Source organism: Pseudotabrizicola sp. L79 (assembly GCF_036553525.1).
Classification (GTDB): Bacteria; Pseudomonadota; Alphaproteobacteria; order Rhodobacterales; family Rhodobacteraceae; genus Pseudotabrizicola.
In genome coordinates, this window is sequence record NZ_JAZHDA010000046.1 from 582,003 (window position 1) to 605,357 (window position 23,355).

General features: G+C 60.8%; 27 protein-coding genes and 1 tRNA gene. 17 read left to right on the forward strand and 11 right to left on the reverse strand.

Annotation, left to right across the window (positions count from 1 at the left end; translation table 11 throughout):
• Position 1: 1 nt before the first annotated feature.
• Together V3C85_RS11170 and V3C85_RS11175 are read right to left on the reverse strand one after the other, a co-directional pair.
• Positions 2 to 1,549 (reverse strand): trimethylamine methyltransferase family protein, encoded by a 1,548-nt coding sequence (locus tag V3C85_RS11170; RefSeq protein WP_331795150.1) that lies wholly within the window; start codon positions 1,547 to 1,549, stop codon positions 2 to 4.
• 156 nt (positions 1,550 to 1,705) lie between these two features.
• Positions 1,706 to 2,140 (reverse strand): hypothetical protein, encoded by a 435-nt coding sequence (locus tag V3C85_RS11175; RefSeq protein WP_331795151.1) that lies wholly within the window; start codon positions 2,138 to 2,140, stop codon positions 1,706 to 1,708.
• A 211-nt stretch (positions 2,141 to 2,351) separates the two neighbouring features.
• On the opposite strand from V3C85_RS11175, the gene guaA reads away from it, so the two are divergent.
• The 9 genes from guaA (at position 2,352) to V3C85_RS11220 (ending at position 10,732) form a co-directional block, all read left to right on the forward strand.
• Positions 2,352 to 3,908 carry a glutamine-hydrolyzing GMP synthase gene (guaA, locus tag V3C85_RS11180; protein WP_331795152.1) on the forward strand — a complete coding sequence of 519 codons (1,557 nt, stop codon included), beginning with the start codon at positions 2,352 to 2,354 and terminating at the stop codon, positions 3,906 to 3,908.
• Positions 3,905 to 4,183 carry a putative quinol monooxygenase gene (locus V3C85_RS11185; protein ID WP_331795153.1) on the forward strand — a complete coding sequence of 93 codons (279 nt, stop codon included), beginning with the start codon at positions 3,905 to 3,907 and terminating at the stop codon, positions 4,181 to 4,183. The genes guaA and V3C85_RS11185 overlap by 4 nt, the downstream gene beginning before the upstream one ends.
• A gap of 47 nt (positions 4,184 to 4,230) precedes the next feature.
• A complete protein-coding gene (locus V3C85_RS11190; protein ID WP_331795154.1) occupies positions 4,231 to 5,121 on the forward strand; it encodes a DMT family transporter in 891 nt (296 codons plus the stop codon).
• Between the two features lie 113 nt (positions 5,122 to 5,234).
• A complete protein-coding gene (locus tag V3C85_RS11195) occupies positions 5,235 to 6,338 on the forward strand; it encodes an OmpP1/FadL family transporter (RefSeq protein ID WP_331795155.1) in 1,104 nt (367 codons plus the stop codon).
• A 110-nt stretch (positions 6,339 to 6,448) separates the two neighbouring features.
• Positions 6,449 to 7,306: an ATPase gene (locus tag V3C85_RS11200; protein WP_331795156.1), complete on the forward strand. Its 858-nt coding sequence runs from the start codon at positions 6,449 to 6,451 to the stop codon at positions 7,304 to 7,306.
• Positions 7,307 to 7,345: 39 nt separating this feature from the next.
• Positions 7,346 to 8,269 (forward strand): homoserine O-acetyltransferase MetA, encoded by a 924-nt coding sequence (metA, locus tag V3C85_RS11205; RefSeq protein WP_331795157.1) that lies wholly within the window; start codon positions 7,346 to 7,348, stop codon positions 8,267 to 8,269.
• Entirely contained in the window at positions 8,244 to 9,194 is a 951-nt protein-coding gene (locus tag V3C85_RS11210) for an alpha/beta fold hydrolase (protein WP_331795158.1), read from the forward strand. Before metA ends, V3C85_RS11210 begins: the two co-directional genes overlap by 26 nt.
• Before the next feature lie 54 nt (positions 9,195 to 9,248).
• On the forward strand, positions 9,249 to 10,124 hold the full coding sequence (ppk2, locus tag V3C85_RS11215; RefSeq protein WP_331795159.1) for a polyphosphate kinase 2: 876 nt from the start codon (positions 9,249 to 9,251) through the stop codon (positions 10,122 to 10,124).
• On the forward strand, positions 10,121 to 10,732 hold the full coding sequence (locus V3C85_RS11220; protein ID WP_331795160.1) for a TetR/AcrR family transcriptional regulator: 612 nt from the start codon (positions 10,121 to 10,123) through the stop codon (positions 10,730 to 10,732). Before ppk2 ends, V3C85_RS11220 begins: the two co-directional genes overlap by 4 nt.
• Before the next feature lie 23 nt (positions 10,733 to 10,755).
• Here the strand turns inward: V3C85_RS11220 and V3C85_RS11225 are convergent, their stop codons facing one another.
• The 5 genes from V3C85_RS11225 to V3C85_RS11245 form a co-directional block, all read right to left on the reverse strand.
• The gene (locus V3C85_RS11225; RefSeq protein ID WP_331795293.1) at positions 10,756 to 11,829 is read right to left on the reverse strand and encodes an ABC transporter ATP-binding protein; all 1,074 of its coding nucleotides are present in this window, start codon (positions 11,827 to 11,829) and stop codon (positions 10,756 to 10,758) included.
• 14 nt (positions 11,830 to 11,843) lie between these two features.
• Entirely contained in the window at positions 11,844 to 12,653 is an 810-nt protein-coding gene (locus V3C85_RS11230) for an ABC transporter permease (RefSeq protein WP_331795161.1), read from the reverse strand.
• On the reverse strand, positions 12,650 to 13,531 hold the full coding sequence (locus V3C85_RS11235; RefSeq protein WP_331795162.1) for an ABC transporter permease: 882 nt from the start codon (positions 13,529 to 13,531) through the stop codon (positions 12,650 to 12,652). The genes V3C85_RS11230 and V3C85_RS11235 overlap by 4 nt, the downstream gene beginning before the upstream one ends.
• Positions 13,532 to 13,672: 141 nt before the next feature.
• On the reverse strand, positions 13,673 to 13,930 hold the full coding sequence (locus V3C85_RS11240) for a hypothetical protein (RefSeq protein WP_331795163.1): 258 nt from the start codon (positions 13,928 to 13,930) through the stop codon (positions 13,673 to 13,675).
• A 196-nt stretch (positions 13,931 to 14,126) separates the two neighbouring features.
• Positions 14,127 to 15,533 carry an aminotransferase-like domain-containing protein gene (locus V3C85_RS11245; protein WP_331795164.1) on the reverse strand — a complete coding sequence of 469 codons (1,407 nt, stop codon included), beginning with the start codon at positions 15,531 to 15,533 and terminating at the stop codon, positions 14,127 to 14,129.
• 88 nt (positions 15,534 to 15,621) lie between these two features.
• On the opposite strand from V3C85_RS11245, the gene V3C85_RS11250 reads away from it, so the two are divergent.
• Positions 15,622 to 15,834 carry a DUF1127 domain-containing protein gene (locus tag V3C85_RS11250; RefSeq protein ID WP_331795165.1) on the forward strand — a complete coding sequence of 71 codons (213 nt, stop codon included), beginning with the start codon at positions 15,622 to 15,624 and terminating at the stop codon, positions 15,832 to 15,834.
• Between the two features lie 137 nt (positions 15,835 to 15,971).
• Here V3C85_RS11250 and rpsI read toward each other — a convergent pair whose 3' ends face one another.
• The 4 genes from rpsI to V3C85_RS11270 all read right to left on the reverse strand — a co-directional run bounded on the left by rpsI (position 15,972) and on the right by V3C85_RS11270 (position 18,374).
• Entirely contained in the window at positions 15,972 to 16,463 is a 492-nt protein-coding gene (gene rpsI / locus V3C85_RS11255) for a 30S ribosomal protein S9 (protein WP_331795166.1), read from the reverse strand.
• A gap of 2 nt (positions 16,464 to 16,465) precedes the next feature.
• Positions 16,466 to 16,930 (reverse strand): 50S ribosomal protein L13, encoded by a 465-nt coding sequence (gene rplM, locus V3C85_RS11260; protein WP_331795167.1) that lies wholly within the window; start codon positions 16,928 to 16,930, stop codon positions 16,466 to 16,468.
• A 141-nt stretch (positions 16,931 to 17,071) separates the two neighbouring features.
• On the reverse strand, positions 17,072 to 17,869 hold the full coding sequence (locus V3C85_RS11265; RefSeq protein WP_331795168.1) for a GNAT family N-acetyltransferase: 798 nt from the start codon (positions 17,867 to 17,869) through the stop codon (positions 17,072 to 17,074).
• A 19-nt stretch (positions 17,870 to 17,888) separates the two neighbouring features.
• Positions 17,889 to 18,374, reverse strand: coding sequence for an outer membrane protein assembly factor BamE (locus V3C85_RS11270; RefSeq protein ID WP_331795169.1), 486 nt, complete (start codon positions 18,372 to 18,374; stop codon positions 17,889 to 17,891).
• Positions 18,375 to 18,563: 189 nt separating this feature from the next.
• On the opposite strand from V3C85_RS11270, the gene V3C85_RS11275 reads away from it, so the two are divergent.
• The 7 genes from V3C85_RS11275 (at position 18,564) to V3C85_RS11305 (ending at position 23,335) form a co-directional block, all read left to right on the forward strand.
• Positions 18,564 to 19,169: a YceD family protein gene (locus V3C85_RS11275; protein ID WP_331795170.1), complete on the forward strand. Its 606-nt coding sequence runs from the start codon at positions 18,564 to 18,566 to the stop codon at positions 19,167 to 19,169.
• A gap of 164 nt (positions 19,170 to 19,333) precedes the next feature.
• Entirely contained in the window at positions 19,334 to 19,540 is a 207-nt protein-coding gene (gene rpmF / locus V3C85_RS11280; RefSeq protein ID WP_331795171.1) for a 50S ribosomal protein L32, read from the forward strand.
• An 89-nt stretch (positions 19,541 to 19,629) separates the two neighbouring features.
• A complete protein-coding gene (gene plsX / locus V3C85_RS11285) occupies positions 19,630 to 20,718 on the forward strand; it encodes a phosphate acyltransferase PlsX (protein WP_331795294.1) in 1,089 nt (362 codons plus the stop codon).
• Entirely contained in the window at positions 20,715 to 21,686 is a 972-nt protein-coding gene (locus V3C85_RS11290; protein WP_331795172.1) for a beta-ketoacyl-ACP synthase III, read from the forward strand. Before plsX ends, V3C85_RS11290 begins: the two co-directional genes overlap by 4 nt.
• A 94-nt stretch (positions 21,687 to 21,780) precedes the next feature.
• The gene (gene ihfA / locus V3C85_RS11295; RefSeq protein WP_331795173.1) at positions 21,781 to 22,083 is read left to right on the forward strand and encodes an integration host factor subunit alpha; all 303 of its coding nucleotides are present in this window, start codon (positions 21,781 to 21,783) and stop codon (positions 22,081 to 22,083) included.
• A gap of 15 nt (positions 22,084 to 22,098) precedes the next feature.
• On the forward strand, positions 22,099 to 23,181 hold the full coding sequence (locus V3C85_RS11300) for a MerR family transcriptional regulator (protein WP_331795174.1): 1,083 nt from the start codon (positions 22,099 to 22,101) through the stop codon (positions 23,179 to 23,181).
• Between the two features lie 76 nt (positions 23,182 to 23,257).
• A tRNA-Pro gene (locus tag V3C85_RS11305) sits at positions 23,258 to 23,335 on the forward strand.
• Positions 23,336 to 23,355 lie beyond the last annotated feature (20 nt).

A 23,355-nucleotide genomic window follows, 5' to 3' on the forward strand; every position in this document is an offset into this window, starting at 1 on the left:
TTCAGATAAAGGCGTCGGGCATCGACGCCTTTTTCTTTGCCACATATTCGTTCAGGGCCTCGCGCACGCCCTCGTCCAAGGCCGGGGCCTGATAGTCGCCCAACATCTTCTTGACCCGCACATTCGCCAAGGTCTGCGTATCGCGCGCGCCCTCTTCGTCCCAGGTCTCAAAGGGTTTGTAATCCAGCAGGTCCGACCGCCAGAAGGCCGATTTGAAGTTGTCTTGCGTGTGCTGACACCCAAGGTAATGGCCGCCCGGCCCCACCTCGCGGATCGCATTCATGCCTTGGCCGTTTTCATCCATGATGATGCCCTTGGCCAGATGGTGCAGCGTGCCAAGCTGATCGGCATCCATCACGAATTTCTCGTAAGAGCTGACCAATCCGCCTTCCAGCCATCCGCAGGCATGCAGCATGAAGTTCACGCCCGACAAGAGCGCCATGTTCAGGCTGTTGGCGGTTTCATAGGCCGCCTGCGCATCCGGCAGTTTCGATCCGCAGAACGACCCGCCACTGCGATAGGGCAGCCCCATACGCCGCGCAAGCTGGCCCGCGCCATAGGTGATATGCGCGGCCTCGGGCGTGCCAAAGGTCGGCGCGCCGGAATTCATGTCGATGCTGGTCACGAAGGCCCCAAAGATCACCGGGGCCCCGGCGCGGATCAACTGGCTGTAAGCCACGCCCGCCAGCACCTCGGCCAGCACTTGCGTCAGCGTGCCCGCCACCGTCACCGGGGCCATCGCCCCACCGACGATGAAGGGCGAGATGATCGCGGCCTGATTGGCGCGGGCATAAACCTCAAGCGCACCCATCATGATGCCATCAAACGTCAGCGGCGAGTTGATGTTGATCAGGCTGGTCATCACCGTGTTCTGATCGACAAAATCCGACCCGAACAGGATCTTCGACATCTCGACCGAATCCTCGGCCCGCACGGGTTCTGTCACCGACCCCATGTATGGCTTGTCTGACAGCGTCATATGGGCCAGCAGCATATCCAGATGGCGCTTGTTCACGGGCACATCCGTCGGCTCGCACACCGTGCCGCCCGAATGGTGGAGCCATTTCGACATATAGCCCAGCTTCACGAAATTCTGGAAATCGGCGATGGTGGCATAGCGCCGACCACCTTCCATATCGCGCACGAAGGGCGGGCCATAAACCGGGGCCAGCACCAGATTGCGCCCCCCGATCTCGACATTGCGCGCAGGGTTGCGCGCATGTTGGGTAAAGCTGCGCGGCGCCGTGGCGCAAAGCTTGCGCGCAAGACCGCGCGGAATGCGCACGCGTTCGCCCGTGACATCGGCCCCGGCGGCTTTCCACAGCTCAAGCGCGGCCGGGTTCTCGACGAAATTGACGCCGACCTCTTCCAGCACGGTTTCGGCGTTCCACTCGATGATCTCAAGCGCTTCTTCGTTCAGGATCTCGAAATTGGGGATGTTGCGCTCGATGAATCGGGCGGATTCAAAGCTGATGGCCGTGCGCTCAGCCCTGCGGCTGGCCCCGCCACCGCCGCGTGTCGCCCTGCGCCCTGCTGTCACGTCGTTCATGGAACCCTCCGGTCATCCTCGGCCGTAGCCTGATATCAGGAGCCCTTATGCCGCCATTCCGGGTTTGGCCGTCCCCCATTTCCGGCGCTTGGCCACCAAAAACGACATGTCGTTTTCCGGTGGCCAAGTCATCCCGCAAAATTACGCGGACCAATATTATTCCGGAACGATCACATCCTGCACGATTGCCGACCAGTTTTGCAGGCCGACGGTATTGCAGCCCTGCACCAGCCCGGTTGCCATAAGCCGGAACGTGCTTTCCTGCCCCTTGGGCCAGTTCTTGCCCACATAGACGAATTCTGACTGGCCGGGTTGCAGATAGCCGCTGATGCCCAGCACATCGGCGCCAGTGGCATAAGGCGCTTTCACCACGGAATAGGCCACAGGCGAGCAATGCGCAGAGGGCGCCGTCACCTTGAAGGCATAGAGCAGATCCTCGCCCTCGGACCGAAGGCTGATGTTGGCATAGCCATCGCAGGCGGCAATTCCGCCCGAAACGCTCAGCCGGGAACAATTGGCCGCAACGGTCATTTCTGCATGGGCCGGAACACTTCCAAGCAGCAGGAAAGAAGCAATCGCGAGATGACGCATGATGCACCTGATATGAAAGATGTGAAGGTTGAACGTCTGATCAGCTTGCGCCTTTTGCCTGCCTGCGGGTAGTCAGGTATTCCCGCGCGTCTGGGGCGTCCGTCGCAGGCTTTCCGTGCCTCGTGCGTTCAGCGCCATTTTTTGGCCTCTGGATGGGAACCTCGGCGTCTTGCCCCCTTGCGATTCTGCTTGTGCCTTCGTATTCGGGCGCATGACCCATCATGATCGCCTCCTCATCATCGACTTCGGCTCTCAGGTCACGCAGCTGATTGCGCGGCGCCTGCGCGAGTTGAATGTTTATTGCGAAATCCATCCGTTCAACAAAGTGGACGACGCCTTTCTGAAAGACTTTGCCCCCCGCGCGGTAATCTTTTCCGGCGGGCCGGCCTCTGTCTTTGCCGAGGGCGCACCGATGCCGCCCAAGACAGTGTTTGATCTGGGGGTGCCGATCCTTGGCATCTGCTATGGCCAGCAGGTCATGATGCATTGCCTTGGCGGCACGGTGGAACGCGGCCATGGCACAGCCGAATTCGGCCGCGCCTTTGTCACCCCGGCGGCTGATCGGGTGGATCTGCTGGACGGCTGGTTCGATCAGGGCCGAGAGCAGGTCTGGATGAGCCACGGCGACCACGTCAGCAAGATCGCCCCCGGCTTCAAGGTGTATGGCACCTCGCCCAATGCGCCTTTTGCCATCACCGCCGATCCGGCCCGTCACTTCTATGCCGTGCAATTCCACCCCGAGGTGCATCACACGCCCAAGGGCGCCAAGCTGTATGAAAACTTCGTGCGGCTGGCCGGGTTCAAGGGCGATTGGACGATGGGCGCCTATCGCGAGGAAGCGATCCGCAAGATCCGCGATCAGGTGGGCGACAAAAAGGTGATCTGCGGCCTGTCGGGCGGTGTTGACAGTTCGGTGGCCGCGGTGCTGATCCATGAGGCGATTGGCGATCAGCTGACCTGTGTCTTTGTCGATCACGGCTTGCTGCGGCTGGCCGAGGCCGAACAGGTCGTCACCATGTTCCGCGACCATTACAACATGCCGCTGATCCATGCTGATGAATCCGACCTGTTCCTTGGCGCACTGGAAGGCGTGTCTGACCCGGAAATCAAGCGCAAGACCATTGGCAAGCTGTTCATCGACGTGTTCCAAAAGCACGCCCATGACGTTGGCGGGGCCGAGTTTCTGGCGCAGGGCACGCTGTATCCCGATGTGATCGAAAGCGTTTCGTTCAGCGGCGGCCCGTCCGTCACCATCAAATCGCACCACAATGTCGGCGGCCTGCCGGAAAAGATGGGGCTAAAGCTGGTTGAACCGCTGCGTGAGCTGTTCAAGGACGAAGTGCGCGCCTTGGGGCGCGAACTTGGCTTGCCCGACAGCTTTATCGGTCGCCACCCCTTCCCCGGCCCCGGCCTTGCCATTCGCTGCCCCGGCGAGATCACCCGCGAAAAGCTGGAAATCCTGCGCCGTGCCGATGCGGTTTACATCGACCAGATCCGCAAGCATGGCCTTTATGACGACATCTGGCAGGCCTTTGCCGCCATTCTGCCGATGCGCACCGTGGGTGTGATGGGCGACGGGCGCACCTATGACTATGCGCTGGCCCTGCGCGCGGTGACGAGCGTGGATGGCATGACGGCGGATTACTACCCCTTTACCCATGATTTCCTTGGCGAAACCGCCACGCGGATCATCAATGAAGTGCAAGGCATCAACCGCGTGTTCTACGATTGCACCTCCAAGCCTCCGGGCACGATTGAACTGGAATGATCCGGCTGCGCGGACAATTGCGCTGCCTGACCGAGGCAGAGGCGGGTGCGGTGCGGGCACATATGGCCGACCACATCCGTCTGACCCGGGCCGAACCGGGCTGCCTGACCTTTGACATTGCAGAAACCGACGACCCCATGACCTTTGAGGTGATGGAGAGCTTTCGCGACCGCGCGGCCTTTGATGCCCATCAGGCGCGCACCCGCGACAGTGCATGGTTTGCCGCCACCCGTGAAATCCTGCGCGATTTCGTGGTGGAAGAGTTGCGCGACTGACCACAAGCCCCCTTTCCCGCCTTGGCGCGATGGGCTAGGCCATCATCATGACGATGACCCCGGCCCAGACTGATCTGCACAAACCCATGGGCGCTGTCCTATGGATGTCGGGCTCTATCGCCTCGTTCACGGCGATGGCGGTGGCCGCGCGGCAGATCAAGGGCCTGCACGACACATTCGAGATCATGGCCGTGCGGTCCTTGGTGGGCTTTTTTCTGGTGCTTGCGGTGGCCGGGGCCTTTGGGCGGCTGCATGAAGTGCGGGCCAACCGGCTGGGTGGGCATCTGGCGCGCAATATCGTGCATTTCGCCGGGCAAAACCTGTGGCTGCTGGCGCTGACGCTGATCCCTTTGGCGCAGGTCTTTGCCATCGAATTCACCTCGCCGATCTGGGTGATCGTGCTCTCGCCGCTGTTGCTGGGCGAAAAGATCACCCCGACGCGCGCACTGGCCGCCGCCATGGGGTTTGTCGGCATCCTGGTGGTTGCGCGGCCTGATTTCACGGCCCTGAACCCTGGCGTTCTGGCCGCTTTTGCCTGCGCCATCTGCTTTGCACTGACGGGCATTGCCACCAAGGCGCTGACACGGGCCGAATCCATCGTGTCGATCCTGTTCTGGCTGACGCTGATGCAGTTCGTCTTTGGCAGCGTTCTGGCCGCTTGGGATGGGCAGATCAACTGGCCAACCCTGGCCACCCTGCCGTGGTTGCTGCTGATCGGCTTTTGCGGATTGCTGGCGCATCTGTGCCTGACTTCCGCGCTGCGGCTGGCACCTGCGTCTTTCGTCATGCCAGTAGATTTCGCCCGACTGCCACTGATCGCGGTGATTGGCGCGCTGTTCTATCAGGAACCGATTGATCTGTTTGTCTTTCTGGGTGCAATCCTGATCGTGGCCGGCAATCTGATCAACCTGCGGGCCGAGTCGCGCAAGCGGGCCTAAAAGCCACACCATTTTCACTCACATCTCTGTGACGCCGCGTCATTGATTGACCGAGTCGCCAGCGACACCTAACCCTATTGACAGGGGAAATCCTTCAAAAGGGATGAGGAAACATGAGAAATACTTTTGCTGCGGTCAGTGCACTGGCCTTGGCTGCCGGTTCGGCACATGCCGGCGGCGTCGAGCGTACCACACAATCGATTGCTATCATCTTCGAAACAGGCAACTACGCTGAACTTACCTTCGGCTCTGTGACGCCCAAGGTTTCTGGCGTTGGGGCTGGAACTGTTCCAAGCCCGCTACAGCCCACACCTGGCGTCCCCTCGGGCGATATGGCAGCCGACTACACGCAACTGTCGTTTGGTGTGAAGACGCAAATCAATGACAGTCTCGACATCGGTTTGGTCATTGATCAACCCTTTGGTGCCGATGTCAGCTATCCGTTGACTGGGTATTACGCTTCGGGCTCCGTCGCGGAACTGAACTCGACTGCAATCACCGGCATTGCACGCTACAAATTGCCAAACAACGTCAGCTTGCTGGCAGGTCTGCGCTACCAGACGCTTGAGGCTACCGCCTCTATCCCCTTTATCGGTGGTTACACTGTGAACGGGGAAAAAGATGGTGGTGTTGGCTATCTGGTCGGGATCGCCTACGAAAAGCCTGAAATCGCACTCCGGGTGGCGCTGACCTATAACAGCTCGATCAAACACAAGCTTGCGACGACCGAAATTGGTGGCCTTACGTCAACCACCCCCATTGAAACCCCGCAATCGGTAAATCTTGAATTCCAGTCTGGCGTTGCCAAAGATACGCTGGTGTTCGGTTCGATCCGGTGGGTGGAATGGAGCAAATTTGTCATTGATCCTGCCAACTACCCGCCAACCAGCGCACTTGTGTCTTATGACAACAATACAACTACATACACATTGGGTGTTGGTCGACGCTTTAGTGAATCCTGGTCAGGTGCCGTGTCGTTGAGCTATGAGAAATCGAACGGTGGTTTTTCATCGAACTTGGGACCGACTGATGGCCGTCTTGGTGTGACCATTGGTGCGACCTATACCAAAGACAACATGAAGATCACAGGTGGCGTCAGCTATGTCGATATCGGCGATGCGGAAACGACGCTGGCTGCTGCTTCTGGCGTGCCTGCAGGCGAATTCCGCAACAATCGTGCGGTCGGTGTTGGCGTCCGCGTTGGCTTCTCGTTCTAAAACGGGTACGTTTTCGGCCCGATGATCAACCCCGCCTTCGGGCGGGGTTTTTCGTTGAAGCGGGCAGGCCCCGGCGGTAACACGTTGGCGGACAAGGCAAGGTGGCGGCGATGATCTATTCCAGCGGGGCAAACTATCTGACGGCACAGCGCAAGCGGGTGCTGCTGTTTGGCATGTCAGGCCTTGGGAAAACCCACCTTTCCAACATGCTGCGCGATGCTGGCGACTGGTTTCACTACTCGGTCGATTACCGGATCGGCACGCGCTATATGGGCGAATATATCGCCGACAATTTCAAGCGCGAGGCGATGAAAGTGCCGCTGTTGCGCGAACTGCTGATGACAGACAGCGTTTACATCGCCTCAAACATCACGTTCGACAATCTGGCCCCCCTGTCCACCTATCTGGGCAAGCCCGGCAACCCCGATCAGGGCGGCCTGCCCTTTGCCGAATACATGATCCGTCAGGAACAACACCGGCGCGCCGAAATTTCGGCCATGCTGGACACCGCGCATTTCATGCAACGGGCCGAGGCGATCTATGGCTATCACAACTTTATCTGCGACACCTCGGGCTCGATCTGCGAGGTGGTGACACCCGAAGACCCCAAAGACCCCGTGATGCAGCAACTGGCTGACTCGGTGCTGATGGTCTGGATCAAGGGATCAGACGCGCATACCGCCGAGCTGGTGCGCCGCTTTGATCGCGCGCCCAAGCCGATGTATTACCAACCCGCCTTTCTTCATGCGGCGTGGCAGGAATATGGCGCAACCCACGGTAAAGATGAGGCAACCTGCGATCCAGATCACTTTGTTCGCTGGACCTATGCCCGCGCGCTGGCCCATCGGCAACCCCGCTATCAGGCCATGGCCAACTGGGGCGTCACCGTCACCGCCGAAGAGGTGGCGCAAGTCACCAGCCCCGCAGAGTTTGACACCCTGATTGCCACGGCCATTGATCGCCGCTGAACCTGCGCCTACATAACGGCCCCCGAAAGGACGCGCCCCATGCCCATCACCCTGCCCGAAAATCTGCCCGCCTTTAACGTGCTGCGGAACGAAGGCGTCATGGTCATGTCGCCCGAACGCGCCGCCCGGCAAGATATCCGCCCGCTGCGCATCGGCCTGCTGAACCTGATGCCCAAGAAGATTCAGACCGAGAACCAGTTTGCCCGGTTGATCGGCGCCACGCCGTTGCAGATTGATTTCCAACTGATCCGCATGACCGAGCATCAGACCCGCAACACAGCCGCCGAACATATGGAAACCTTTTACCGCCCCTTTGCCGAGATCGAGGCCAGCGGCGAAAAGTTTGATGGTTTGATCATCACAGGGGCACCGATTGAACATCTGCCGTTTGAAGAGGTGACCTATTGGGATGAATTGCGCCGGGTGATGGACTGGACGCAAACCCATGTGCAATCGACCTTTGGCGTGTGCTGGGGCGGCATGGCGATGATCTACCACTTTCACGGCGTGCAAAAGCACATGCTGGACCACAAGGCCTTTGGCTGTTTTCGGCATCGCAACCTGTCGCCCACCTCGCCCTATCTGCGGGGCTTTTCCGATGATTTCGTCATTCCGGTCAGCCGCTGGACGGAAATGAAACAGGCCGAGGTGGACAGTGCCCCCGGCTTGGTCACGCTGCTCGGGTCGTCCGAAGTGGGGCCCTGTCTGGTTGAAGATGCGGGCCACCGCGCGCTGTATATCTTTAACCATTTCGAATATGACAGCGACACGCTGAAACAGGAATATGACCGTGACGTGGCCGCCGGCACGCCGATCAATGTGCCGCAGAACTATTATCCCGATGACAATCCCGCGATGCCCCCGATGAACCGCTGGAGAAGCCACGCCCATCTTCTATATGGCAACTGGCTGAATGAAATTTACCAGTCAACGCCCTATGAGATTTCGGACATTGGTCGCTAGCCTTGCCACCGCCGCTGTCGCCCTTGCCGCCACTACGGCCTGGCGGGTGTCGGCGCGCGAAAAGGCGGCTTTGGCCGCGCATCCCCCCACGGGGCAGTTTGTTCTGGTCGATGGGGCCAAGGTGCATGTGCAGGTGCAAGGCACCGGCCCCGATCTGGTGCTGATCCATGGCGCGAATGGCAGTCTGCGCGAATTTACCCTGGGCCTGGCGGATCGGCTGGCGGATCGGTATCGGGTGATCATGGTGGATCGCCCCGGCCTTGGCCATTCCGATCCACTGCCACGGGGGCAAACCAGTGTTGCCGCGCAGGCAAACCGTTTGCGGGCGACTGTGGCGCAGTTGGGCGTAACGACGCCGCTGGTTCTGGGCCAAAGTTATGGTGGGGCCGTGGCCTTGGCCTGGGCCTTGCAAGAGCGGCCAGCAGCCCTGGTGCTGGTGTCGGGTGTGGCCATGCCCTGGCCTGGCAAGCTTGACCCCTGGTATCGCGCCACCGACACGGCCCTGGGTCGGCATCTGCTGATCCCCTTGGCGGCCGCCTTTGTGCCTGAATCCTATGTGCGGCGCAGTATCGAGGGCGTCTTTGCCCCGCAAAGCCCACCCGCGGGCTATGCCGATCATATCGGTGTCGATTTTACCCTGCGCAGATCATCACTGGGCAACAATGTTGATCAGTTGAACAATCTGCGGCCAGAGATGGTTCAGATGCAGCCGCACTATCCGACATTGGATCTGCCGATTGAGGTGATCCATGGCGATGCCGATACAATCGTGCCCTTGCAGATCCACGCGCGGCCCCTGTCTGAACTGGTGCCGCAGGCAAATCTGACCGTGCTGGCAGGGGCTGGCCATATGCCCCATCACACCCATCCGGATGCGGTGATCGCGGCCATCGACAGGGCCGCCAACCGCAGCGGATTGCGCTGACCCGGCCAATCGCCATACTGGCGCAAAGACACGCAAACCCCCGGGGGACACGCCATGCAGCTTCCGTTTGACGGTGCGATCAGCCGATTTTTTGAAAAAGAGGCGCCCGACCATATTCGGCAGGCCATCGAACAGGCCGACAAGGATGACATCCTGACCAAATCCTATCCCTATCGGGAAGAGATGAAGAAAAAGGATTACGAAAACCGGCTGGAGGAATTGCAGATCCAACTGGTCAAGATGCAGTCAGACCTGAAGGCCACCGGAAAGCGCCTTGTCGTGGTGTTTGAAGGGCGCGATGCCGCTGGCAAGGGGGGCACCATTGGGGCCGTGCGGATGAACCTGAACCCCAGAGTCTGCACCGTGGCCGCACTGGCCAAGCCATCAGATCGCGAAGCGGCCCAATGGTATTTTCAGCGCTATGTCGATTGGTTGCCAGCCAAGGGCGAAATGGTGCTGTTTGATCGCAGTTGGTACAACCGCGCCATGATCGAGCATGTTTTCGGCTTTTGCACCCCCGATCAACGCGAACACTTCTTTCGCCAGCTTCCTGATTTTGAACGCATGCTGGTGGATGAAGGCATCGTTTTCCTGAAAATCTGGCTAGAGGTGGGCCGGGCCGAGCAGCTCAACCGCTTTCTTGACCGCGAAAAAGACCCGCTGAAGCAATGGAAGCTGTCGCCCATCGACATCGAGGGCCTCAGCAAATGGGAGGCCTATTCCGAGGCGATTGACGACACCATGGCACGGTCGCATTTCGTTTTTGCGCCCTGGACGGTGATCTTGTCTGATGACAAGAAACGCGCCCGCATCGCTGCTGTGCAGACCATTCTGGGCGCGATGGAATTCAAGGGCAAAGACCCTGACCTGATCGGCACGCCAGACCGCGCCATCTGTGCCGGGCCTGATCTGCGCAAGGGGCAGGCGTGAAACGCGGCTATCATCACGGCAATCTGCGACAAGCGCTGGTCGAGGCCGCGCTGTCGCTGATTGCCGAAAAGGGACCAACCGGCTTTACCCTGTCCGAGGCCGCCAAGGCCGCAGATGTGACACCGGCAGCCGTCTATCGCCATTTTGCCGGGCGCGATGACCTGATCGCCGAAGTGGCCCGCCAAGGGTTTGATATCTTTGGGGCGCTGATGGAATATGCCTATAACGGCGGCAAGCCATCGGCGCTGGCGGCGTTTGAGGCGACGGGCCGCGCCTATCTGGCTTTTGCCCGCAAATATCCGGGCCATTATATGGCGATGTTCGAAAGCGGGCTGGCCCCGGCCAATCACCCCGATCTTGCGCAAGTGTCGGCCAAGGCACGTTCGGTGCTAGAGCAAGCAGCGCTGCACTTGTCTCAGCACCTGCCCGCAGACCGCCGCCCCCCGGCCAGTATGTTTTCATCGCATATCTGGGCAATGAGCCACGGCGTGGTGGAATTGTTCATGCGCGGCAATGGCGCAGCCTCGCCCTTTCCGCCCGAAGATCTGCTGGAGGCCGGGATCGGCATCTATCTGCGCGGGCTGGGCCTGATCGCGCCCGATCAATAGGCCCTGCCCCACAGATTTCCCCCCTAGCGGAACAGCACCAGCGCCGACGGGCCCCAGGCCACTTGCACCTTGGCGCCGACATCAAGGATCGGGCGGCCGGGCACGTTGCGCATCGACAAGCGCACCTCAACATCCGTGCCCCCCAGATAGACGTCGTAATAGGTCATGTCGCCGAAATAGATCGCCTCATCCACCAGCCCTTCGACGGTGCGTTCCGTCGTGGTCTGACCGGGGTAAAGCAGCGTCAACGTCTCGGGCCGCAGGCCCACCACTGGCGCCTCGCCCTTGCCCGGCGGGCATTGATCGGCCTCAAGGCTGACACGGCCCAGCCCCTTGGCCTCGACCTCGATCACCGAGCCTTGTTCCGACAGAACCTCGCAGGGGATGAAGTTCATGGTGCCAATGAAATCGGCCACTTTCTTGGAATTGGGGCGGCGATACAGGGTTTCGGGGTCGTCAAGCTGCGCGATCTCGCCCTCAAACATCACGGCAATCCGGTCTGACATGACCAGCGCCTCTTCCTGATCATGGGTGACCAGCACAAAGGTGATGCCGACCTGACGTTGCAGCTTGATCAGTTCCACCTGCATCTGTTCGCGCATCTTCTTATCCAGCGCCGACAGCGGTTCATCCAAGAGCAGAACCTTTGGCTTCAGGATCAGCGCGCGCGCCAATGCAACGCGCTGCCGCTGCCCACCCGACAGCGCATGGGCGGCCCGCGCGCCATAGCCTTTCAGGCCAACCATCTCCAACGCCTCGGCCACGGCCTTGGCCTTTTCCTCTTTGCTGCGCGGGTCTTTGCGCAAGCCAAAGCCCACGTTTTCGGCCACTGTCAGATGCGGAAAGATCGCATAGGACTGGAACACCATATTGGTGGGCCGCTTGTTGGCGGGCACATCGGCCATCACCTTGCCATCCAGCAAGACCGCGCCCGAAGAAATATCTTCAAAGCCGGCAATGGTGCGCAGCAACGTGGTCTTGCCACAGCCCGAAGGACCAAGCAGCGAGAAAAACTCGCCCGCCTTGATGCTGGCGGTGATGCCGCGCAGGGCATGATAGTCGCCATAATATTTATGGACGTCCCGGAACTCGATCATCTTGTCTTTGTTGCTCACAGGAAGCCTCCGGTATCCTTGCCGCCGGTCTTTGCGATGCCGCGGCGGCGGAAAAATTCAGCAATGGTCAGAAGGACGATCGACACCAGCACAAGGATGGTGCCAAGCGCCAACATGGCGGGAACGCGGGCGGGGAAACGAAACTGGCTGTAGATATAGGACGACAGCACCGTATCGGCGCCCGCAAGGAAATAGGCGATGATGAACTCGTCAAGACTGATGGTGAAACAGATCAGCAAGGACGAGATGATGCCCGGCATCACCAAAGGCAGAATGATCAGCCGAAAGGTTGACAGCGGCGTCTCGCCCAGATCATAGGCCGCCTCTTCCAGCGAGGTGTCGAGGCTTTGAAAGGCCGAGGTCAGGATGGCCACCGCAAAGGGTGTGCAGATCAGCGTATGGCCCAGGATCACGGTAAAGATCGACAACGGCACCCCGATGGCCAACAACACCACCAGCAAAGACATGGCCACGATCATTTCGGGCAGAACCAGCGGCAGCATGATCAGCCCCATTGCAGGCCCCTTGCCCGGAAAGCGGAACCGGGTGGATGCGCGCGCGGCAAAGATGCCAAATGTGGTCGCCAGCACCGCCGTGGTGCCCGAAATCGTCAGCGAATTGCGCAGCGCATTCCACATCTGGCTGTCATTCCACATCTCGCTGAACCAGGTCGTGGTAAAGCCCGACAGCGGAAATGCGATGATCTTGGAATCGTTAAAGGCGAACATCGGCAACAACACGATCGGCGCATAGAGAAAGATCAGATAACCGATGGCATAGGCCTTGAGCGAGCGTCCCTTGGTCATTTCTTGGGCCCCAGAAAACGGCGGTTCAGCAGAACAAAGCCAACCGCGACCAGTGCCACGATGAACATCGCACTGACGGCAATCGCACTGCCCAGCGGTTTGTTGTTCACCTTCAGCATCTGCACTTCCATCATATTGGCGATCATCGGCAGCTTGCCGCCCCCGATCAGATCGGGCGTCACATAGTCACCGATGGTGGGAATGAACACGATCAGCACAGCCGCAATCACGCCCGGCATCGACAGTGGCAGGGTCACGCGCCAAAAGGTGCGCAATTTCGATTCCCCCAGATCCTGACCCGCCTCCAGCAAGCTGCGGTCAATCTTTTCCAGGCTGACAAAGATCGGCAGAATGGCAAAGGGCGCATAGGCATGGGCCAGCGTCACGATCAAGGCGCCCACGTTATAGTTGATCCATTGCAGCGGCTCATCAATCAGGCCAACCGACAGCAGGCCCGAATTGATGACGCCGTTATAGCCAAGGATCACCTTCCACAGGAACACCCGGATCAGATAGCTGGTCCAGAACGGAATGGTGATCAGAAACAGCCACAGCGACTTTTTCGATGCCTCGACATGAAAACTGACGAAATAGGCAATGGGATAGGCGATCAACACCGTGACCAGCGTCACCCCCAACGCCACAGTCAGCGACCGCAGCATGATGGCGCGATAGACCGGGCCGGTCCAAACCTCGACGTAATTGGCCCAAGTGAAATCCCACGCAACCTGCCCGCGCCCGCCTGTCAGCACCGAAAAGATCAGCACCGTGGCCAAAGGGGCCGCCAGCAGCAAGATCGCGTAGATAAAGGTCGGACTGACAAGTGCCAGTCCTGACCGGGCCTCGCGGCTTAGGCCGGACCCGTTGGATTGCGCCATGATGCCCCCTGTTCGGACGTCTTGTTTTCACTTTTGATCAAATCTAGGCACAAGCCAACACCGCTGGCAAGCCTGTCTGACTGTATCACAGCAAAAAGCCGGGCCAAGGCCCGGTTTTTCGGCATCACGCCTGTGAAAAGATCACGAGCTGACGCGCTCAATGGCGATCGCGCGTTTTTTCAGTTCTTCGTGCAGCGTCGGCACAACGCGCAGCGCGCGCACTGCCACCCGCAAGGCATCGGACAGACGGTTTTCATCGGTACGGTCGCCAGACACGCGCCACACCATCCGGCGGGCCACGCCATCGTCATATACAATCTCGGTCAGGCCAGCCCGTTTGCGCCAGCCCAAGAAATCCGCCCCACCGTGGGGGGCGTGAAATGTCGTCTGAAGTCCCATATCTATTGTCCTGCTCTGCGCGCCATTCGACGTCGCGGGTTATGGGGCCAAGGTGGGGCCGACAGATGGCTTTGGTCAAGTCACCTTTTCGCGCGCGGCGCGGCTGCGCGGCAGGCTGAGACTGCAACGCCACAGATTGGCCCCAGCCCGCCAGATCAGGCCGCAAATCCGCCACAATCGCGCCACAATTGCCCCATCACACCATCAGATCCTCGGGCGGTTCGGTCAGCAATTTGGCCAGCCGGCGCAACGCCTTATGATACTGATCCAGCGCCACATTTCCGGCAAAAGCGATCCGAACGGCATTTGGCGCGCGGCCATGCACCAGCGCATATTCATCGGCCGAGCGCAGCAAGACCCCTGCCCCTTCGGCATGCGACACAAAGGTTGAGGACCGCCACCCCGACGGCAGCCGCAAAAAGCCAAAGCGCACGCCCGGCGACCAGGCCAGATCAAAGGCCCCCAACTCATTCACCGCCAGTTGCAGCCGCTCATCCAGATCAGCCTGCACAAGGCCATGCAACCGCGCAGCTTCGCCACTGGTCAGCAGGTGCAGCACCATCGCCTCAATCGGGCGTGCCAAGGCGAAAAACGAATGCTGGGCCGTCAGGCGCCCGGCATGGCCCATGCCCTGCGGCGCGATCATATAGCCAAAGCGCAAGCCTGCCGAGACGGTCTTTGACAGACTGCCCACATACCACGCCCTCTCGGGCGCCATGGCGCGCAGCGACGGCCAGTTTGAACTGTTGACCGAATAGCAATCGTCTTCGATGATTTGCAGATCATGGCGGCGGGAAATCTCGACGATGGCCGCCCGACGTTCCGGCGACATGCGGCCCGTTGTCGGGTTTTGCGCTTCGGGCGTCAGGCACAGCACCTGCGCCCCATGGCGGCGACAGGCGGCCTCCAGCGCCTCGGGGCGAATCCCTTCATTGTCGATTTCGACCGCAACCACTTCGGCCCGCGCCAGTTTGGCGGCATGTCGAAAACCGGGATAGGCCAGTTCCTCGGTCAAGACGACCGGGCGATCCCCGCGCAGACAGCACAGAAACACCAGATTGATCGCATTCTGCCCGCCATGGGTCAGCACGATGTCATCCGCGCCAAAGGGGCCCAGAACCCGATCTGAAATCCAGTCGCAGATGGCCTCGCGCAGCGGCACCTCGCCGCTTTGGCGCGGGTAATCCACCCAGTCATTCGCCGGGTCCAACGAGATTTCGCGCAACGCATCGGCAATGGCGGCATTCTGGCCCACATCGGGCAGAATCGGCGCGCGCAGATCAACCCGGCCCCGGTCGGCCGCCGGATCACGCTCGATATACAACGCCTGCGTCGGGCCAAGCCGCGGCGCGCGGCTGGCAACGAATGTGCCGCGACCGACGGTGGCGGCCAGCAACCCCTCTTGCGTGGCCAGACTATAGGCCCGCGCCACTGTGCCCGGCGTCACTTTCATCTGCCAGGCCAGTTCCCGCACCGTGGGAAGTTGCGCCCCCTCGGCCAGTTCGCCCGAGCGAATGGCCTCGCGCAGGGCGCGCATCAGGGCCAGATATTTGGGCCCTTCGGCCGAAGAAAGATCGGGACACCAGTTTATTGTATCAGCCACAATGTTCCCCTAGCGCAAAGATACTGCGATTTTGTATCAATATACTATCGCATACTGTATCATTGTATCAATACAAAAAGGGTTCGCCATGTCTAGCGTCGAAACACTGGTCTTCCGTCCTGCCACGCTGCCGCCGCTGTCGCGAGTCGTTCTGCGCGCCGCAGTTTTGGTGATGACCTGGGAAACCCGCGCCAAGACACGCAAGCAACTGCGCAAGCTCGATCGCCATATGCTCAAGGATATCGGCATTGATCCGATGACAGCCCAGGCCGAGGCCGAGCGCCCCTTTTGGCGCCTCTGAACCGCGCGGCGTGACACAGAGGAATGATTTCCCCAGACTGGGCCGGGTTTTCCGGCCCTTTTTTCATATGTTCCGCAGGCCAGACATACGAAAAGGCCCGCCAAGTGGCGGGCCTTTCCAAATGTCGGGTCTGAAAATCAGCGCTTCGAGAACTGGAACGAACGGCGGGCTTTGGCCTTACCGTATTTCTTACGTTCCACGACACGGCTGTCGCGGGTCAGGAAGCCAGCGGCCTTGAGCGCGCCACGCAAGCTGGGTTCATACAGCTGCAAAGCCTTGGAGATGCCGTGCTTTACGGCACCAGCCTGACCCGAGAGACCACCACCGGCAACGGTGGCGTAAACGTCAAACTGGCCTTCGACATTGGCGATGGTGAAGGGCTGCTTCAGGATCATCTGCAGCACGGGACGGGCGAAATAAACCGCCATTTCCTTGCCGTTGACGATAACCTTGCCCGAGCCGGGCTTGACCCAGACGCGGGCAACCGCATCCTTACGCTTGCCGGTCGCATAGGCGCGGCCAAGGGCGTCACGCACCGGGGTGCGGGGGGCAGCTTCGGCCGCAGCGGCAGGTGCCGCCGAACCGGAAACGGCCGATTTCAGATCGTCGAGTGATTTGATGTCAGCCATGATCAAGCGCTCCGGGTGTTCTTCGGGTTCAGGACTTTGACGTCCAGAACGGTCGGCTGCTGGGCTTCGTGCGGATGCTCGGCACCGGCATAAACGCGCAGGTTGGTCATCTGCTGACGGCCCAGACGGTTGCGGGTGATCATACGCTCGACAGCTTTGGTCACCACGCGCTCGGGATGCGCGCCTTCCAGCACTTGCTTGGCCGTGCGCTGCTTGATGCCGCCCGGATGGCCAGTGTGCCAGTAATAGACTTTGTCGTTGCGCTTGTTGCCAGTCATCTGCACCTTGTCGGCGTTGATGATGATGACATTGTCACCCATGTCCATGTGGGGGGTGAACGTCGGCTTGTTCTTGCCGCGCAGGATGTTGGCGACGATCGTGGCAAGGCGGCCCAGAACAACGCCTTCGGCGTCGATCAGGATCCACTTCTTCTCGATGTCCGCCGGAGTAGCGGTAAAAGTTTTCATCGGTCGTGTCCTATAAGGATAGGCGGGGCATACACCCCGGAATCTCGGATGGCGGCTTATCGCCCAAGTGGCGCGCATCGTCAAGCTGGCATTATCAAATAAAACTCAATTAAAACAATGGCCTGTAAAAGTGGTATTATTTTACCCCACGCTGTCGGATGCAATCAGACGCAAGGCCCTGGCCCGCGCGGGCGGGATCTTGGCGATTTCGACGCCGGTAAAGACATGCAGCGTATCCAACGCAGGGTCCACCACAGCGTGATCGCTGACCCAGCCCCCCAATCCCAGATAGCTGCGCAGCAGCGGCGGCAAACCATTCGGGGCCTCGCCCGCGGGCTGGGCGCAGGGCTGCCCGTGCAGGGGCACGATCCGCGCGGCACGCCGCCCCGGTCGCCAAAGATCGGGGCCAATGCGCGCCTGCAAAACGGCCAGGGCCGGCCCGTGCCGCGCGGGGTCTGCGCCCGGCAGGCTGGAACAGCCAAACAACAGCCCAACCCCTTGGGCATCAACAACCGCCGCAATACTGGCCCAGGCAAGGCGTAACAGATCGGGCTGGTTCTGATCGGCCGACAGACAAAACCGCCCGATTTCCAGCATTGGCGCGGCATAAGCGGCAAGGCACGTCAGGTCATAGAACTGGGCAGAATAGCTGTGTTCGATTGCGGGGCCGTCAAAAAGTTGCAGGCGAAAGCACCCCACGGGCCTGTCATCGCGCACCAACAGCATATGGGCGCACTGCGCATCAAAGCGGTCAGCATCGCGCAGCCCCGCCCCGGCCCGGCCCCGTGCCGCCAGAAACGCACGGTGCCGCAACTCTTGCGCCGCTGCAACCTCTGCCTCGGTCTCGGCAAGCCGCACCCCAAGGCCCCCACGCCGGATCGGCCTCGCCTGCAACGGCCTTGGCCCGCCCGGCGGCAGTCTGTCCTCAGGCTGCTGCACGGCCGGGCCGTTCATGCGATCAAAGCTGGGCTGCGCCGATACGGCCAAAGTTTGAGAACAATTGGCGCAGAACACTCATCCCACGCACGTTGCTTTCCGTCACGCGCCGCGACAGGGGCACAATCTGCCCGCGTTCCATGCCAAAGCGTTCCACGTTTTCCAAAACGCCCGCTTCGCTGAAGGTCAGCGCCACAACCTGACGGTCAATCTCGACCGGTGGCAAGGCCCCCTTCTGCTCCCACCGGCTTTGCACATAGAACCAGCCCGTGTCATTCAGCAGACCCGAGGCTGACGGGCGCCCGATCTTGGGCGCGGCGGTTTCAAGCGTGTCCTTGCCCACCTCAAGCGTGGCAAGATCTTCGTCATTGGGAACATAGCCATGGTTGCGATAGATCGGCGCACAGGCCGTCATCACCAGAACCAGCACCGCAGCCACCGCTGTTGCCCTTGCCCCGCGAAACCGGCGCGCGGCCTTGCGTTCTTTTGCACCCGTTGTCCACGCCATCGAAATCTACCTTCGTCTCAATGCGGCTGCCGCAAGCCTTGTCTCAACCCCAGCCCACCCTTGCCAAGCCGCAATGCGCCGCTTAAGGCCAATGGGCAGGTCTGCCTCTGGCCCAAAGGCTTATAGAAGGATGCAGGCTGGTTCAAGAATGGAACGCGCGACCTTGCAACAAGCGAAGGAAAAGCGACGATGGCACGCCCCCAGGACAGTTTGACCCCAGACCCCCAAGCCCCCGAACGGCTGACCCCGCAAAGCCTGAGCCACAGTTTGCGCAGTGGCGCCCTGCCCACACGCAAGCCGACACGGTTAAAGCTGGAACCAAATGTGCAGACACGCGCCGAAATGGCCAAGGCCCTTGGCCTGCTGGAATTGCCCGCCTTTCGGCTGGTGGGCGAGATCACCCCCACGGGCAAGCACGACTTTACCCTGACCGCGCATCTGACGGCCAAGGTGGTGCAGCCCTGCTCGGTCACGTTGGAACCGGTTCCGGCAACGCTGGAGGAAGACGTTGTCCGTCGCTTTATCGCAGACTGGACAGAGCCCGATGCCGAAGAAATCGAGATGTCCGAAGACGACACCAGCGAACCCCTGCCCGAAGTGATTGACCTTGGCGATGTGGCGATGGAGGCTTTGTCCCTTGCCCTGCCGCTTTATCCGCGTGCGGCCGGGGCTGAACTGGGCCAGGTCAGTGTAGCGCCGCCCGGGGCTGAACCCATTCGCGAAGATGACCTGAAGCCCTTTGCCGGTCTGGCGGCGCTGAAAGACAAGCTGACGGGGGGGAACGAAGCTGAATAACGGGTCTGGTCGGCGCAGGGCGGAAAAAGGGCTTGCGCCGGATGGGAATCCGAGTATGTTCCGCGCCTCATTCGGGGTGTGGAAATACGCCCCAAGCGGCTTTGCCCGCTTGTAGAATATTAAAGTAAAACAGGGGCCTGTCCCCACTACCCTGAGGTTGCGACATGGCTGTCCCGCAGAACCGAGTCACCAAATCCCGCCGCAACATGCGCCGCGCGCATGACGCTCTTGTTGCTGGCAACCCGGCTGAATGCCCCAACTGTGGCGAGCTGAAGCGCCCGCACCACGTTTGTGGCGCTTGCGGCCATTACGACTCGAAAGAAGTCGTTTCGACCGTCAAGGACGTCGATCTGGACGAAGACGCAGCGTAAGCTGCGTCTAAGCCCGCGCCCCGCTCATGGTAAACGGATCTGAATATCCGGCGACCGACGTCCTGAGCACCGGGGCCGCATCTGCCAAGATGACTGTCATTTCGGTTGACGCCATGGGCGGTGACCGTGGGCCGGCGGCTGTTGTCGCCGGTATTGGCATTTCTGCCCGGCAGAATGCCGATGTGCAGTTCATTCTGCATGGCGATGAGGCCGCGCTGTCCGCTTTGGTTGCCAAGATACCCGGCCTGTCCGATCGCGTGCGCATCGCGCATGCCGACCGTGTGGTGACGATGAACGACAAGCCCAGCCAGGTCATGCGCCATGGCGAGGGCACCTCAATGTGGTCAGCCATTGACAGCGTCAAGTCGGGCGAGGCTCAGGCCGCTGTGTCTTGTGGCAATACGGGGGCCTTGATGGCGGTCAGCATGATCCGCCTGCGCAAGATCGCCGGTGTGAACCGCCCCGCCATCGCCTGTTTGTGGCCCAGCCGCAATGCGGGCGGGTTCAACGTGATGCTGGATGTCGGCGCGGGCATCGAGGCCGAAGCCGAAGACCTGTTGCAATTTGCCGCCATGGGCGCATCCTATGCCCGCAACGGCCTTACCCTCAGCCGCCCCCGCGTGGGCTTGCTGAATGTCGGCACCGAAGAACACAAGGGCCGGGCCGAGTTGAAAACCGCCCACGAACGCATGTCCGAGGCCGCCGATGCGGGGGGCTTTGACTTCGTGGGCTTCGTCGAAGGCGGGGACATTCCGTCTGATCGCGTTGATGTGATCGTGACGGATGGCTTTACCGGAAACATCGCCCTGAAAACCGGCGAAGGCACGGCCAAGCTGATTTCAGATCTGCTGAAAGAGGTCTTTGGCGCGGGTCTGCTGTCAAAATTCTCGGCGCTGTTGGCGATGAATTCCCTGAAACGGCTGCAACGCCGCATTGATCCGCGCCGCGTCAATGGTGGTGTGTTCCTGGGGCTGAACGGCACCGTGGTCAAATCCCATGGTTCGGCCGATGAAACCGGGGTGGCCGCGGCCATCGCGCTTGCGATCAAACTGGCGCGCACCGGCTTTGTCGAGCGCTTGGCCGAGCGGGTTGCATCGACGGGGCGCACGGGGCAGGATGCAGCCGATACAAAGGCAGGCACCGCCGCAGCAGGGCAGGAAACGGAACCAAAAGCATGACCATCCGTGCAGTCATCCGGGGCGTCGGGCACTATCTGCCCGAGCGCGTTGTTCCGAATTCTGAGCTGGAATCCTTGGTGGAAACCTCGGATGAGTGGATCAAGTCACGCTCGGGGATCGAGCGGCGGCATTTCGCAGCCGAAGGCGAAACCACATCGGTTCTGGCCACCCATGCCGCCCGCGCGGCCCTTGCCGATGCCGGGATGGAGGGCGAAGATATCGACGCCATCATTCTGGCGACCTCGACCGCTGATCTGACCTTTCCCTCTGCCGCGACCATGGTTCAGGCCAACATCGGCATGACCAAAGGCTTTGCCTTTGACGTGCAGGCCGTGTGTGCGGGCTATGTTTACGCGCTGACCACTGCAAATGCGCTGATCCTGTCTGGCCAGGCCAAGCGGGTGCTGGTCATTGGGGCTGAAACCTTCAGCCGGTTGATGGACTGGACAGACCGCAGCACCTGCGTGCTGTTTGGCGATGGCGCAGGCGCGCTGGTGCTTGAGGCCCAGACAGGCGACGGCACCGCATCCGATCGCGGCATTCTGGCGACAGATCTGCATTCCGACGGGCGGTTCAAAGACATTCTTTATGTCGATGGCGGCACCAGCACCGGCACCACCGGCCATCTGCGGATGGCCGGCAAAGAGGTGTTCCGCCATGCCGTTGAAAAACTTGCAGAAACCGCCCATGCCTGCCTTGAAAAAGCGGGGCTGACCAGCGGCGATGTGACATGGATCGTGCCGCATCAGGCCAATATCCGCATCATCGAAGGCACGGCCAAAAAGATGCAACTGCCCATGGATCGTGTGGTTGTCACGGTGCAAGACCATGGCAACACCTCGGCCGCGTCGATTCCCCTTGCCCTGTCGGTTGGCAAGGCGCGCGGGCAGATCAAAGAGGGTGATCTGATCGTGACCGAGGCAATCGGCGGCGGTCTGGCCTGGGGGTCGGTGGTTCTTCGCTGGTAATCGGCGTTTCAACTACACCGCACAAGTCTCTGATATTGACTCGCAAATCCGCTCGGCGCATCCTTTGGTAAAACGCCCGGGGGGGATTTTTGGAATGAGTGAAAAGACACTGACGCGGATGGACTTGTCGGAAGCCGTCTTTCGTGAAGTCGGCCTCAGCCGCAATGAAAGCGCACAACTGGTTGAATCGGTTCTGCAACACATGTCCGATGCCTTGGTCATGGGAGAGCAGGTCAAGATTTCTTCCTTTGGCACGTTCTCGGTTCGCGACAAGACGGCCCGTGTTGGCCGCAATCCAAAGACCGGCGATGAAGTGCCGATCAGCCCGCGGCGGGTTCTGACCTTTCGCCCCTCGCATCTGATGCGTGACCGCGTGGCTGACGGGAAGAAGAAGTAAGGGGGGCCGGGGCGCATGGAGAAATCGCCCGACGCCTTCCGCACGATCTCTGAGGTGGCCGAGTTTCTGGAAACCCCAGCCCATGTCCTGCGCTTTTGGGAAAGCCGTTTTCCGCAGATCCGCCCGGTCAAACGGGCGGGCGGTCGCCGCTATTACCGCCCTGCCGATGTTGCCTTGCTGACCGGGATCAAGCGGTTGCTGCATGATGATGGCATGACCATTCGTGGGGTGCAGAAAATACTGCGCGAACAAGGGGTTCGCTACGTTTCTGGCATGGCGGACGAGACCAGCACCGAAGATGATGATGCCGCACTTGAGGCAGCCTTGGCCGCTGTGTCCGGGGCAGAAGCGCCAGAGACCGCCCTGCCCCATGATGAGGCCGAAACCGCACAGATCATCGCGCTGCGATCTGCTTTGGGGCCACAACCGGCGACAAAAGACCCTGCGCACGATTCGCAGGCTGATCTGACCGCGGCAAGCGCAAGCCAGTCTGACGATGCAGGCGACGCCACGACCGCAACTGAACTGCCACAGGAGGCGCAGCTGCCTGCCCCGCCACCACCGCCCACGCCTCTCATTCCCCCCAATCGGGCGAAGACTCCGCCTCGCCCAGACCGCAAACCTGCGGCCGATGATGGGATTCCAGATCTGTTTTCCCGCATGGTGGCGTCGTCCAAGGCAGATGCGGCCGAGGAAGACACGCCAACCACACCAGAGGCGGAACCGGTGCCAGAGCAACCCGCAGCCGCGGCAGCACCTGCCGACTCAGGCCTTGGCAGCACCCCGCCCCCCGCAGATGCGCAAGACGAGGCCCCAATGGCCGTTTGGGCCGAGGTGGATGAACCATTGCCCGAGGTGGCCCCGCCGCCTGTGCTGCGGGTCACCCGCATCGGTGCGGCCCCACCCCCGCCCCCTTTGCAAGCCGCGCCAACGGTGCAGGCTGACAGCCATGTCAGCATCGAACCGATGGCCGCCCGCCTGCGCCGCACACAGCTGTCCGATCTCTCTGCCGCTGACCGGACGGGAATCACCGTTATTCGGGCCCGCGCCCGTTCGCTGCGCGATCGTCTGGCCGCGCCGCAACGCGCGGGCCACTAGCACGACGAATTCAGGGCAAATTCATGCGCTTTCCTGCTTGTGCCGCCCGTGAATATCGTTATGTATCGCCCCGTGTCGGGCCGTGGCGCAGCCTGGTTAGCGCGTCCGTCTGGGGGGCGGAAGGTCGTGAGTTCGAATCTCACCGGCCCGACCAACAAAGAACACGCCCGTCTG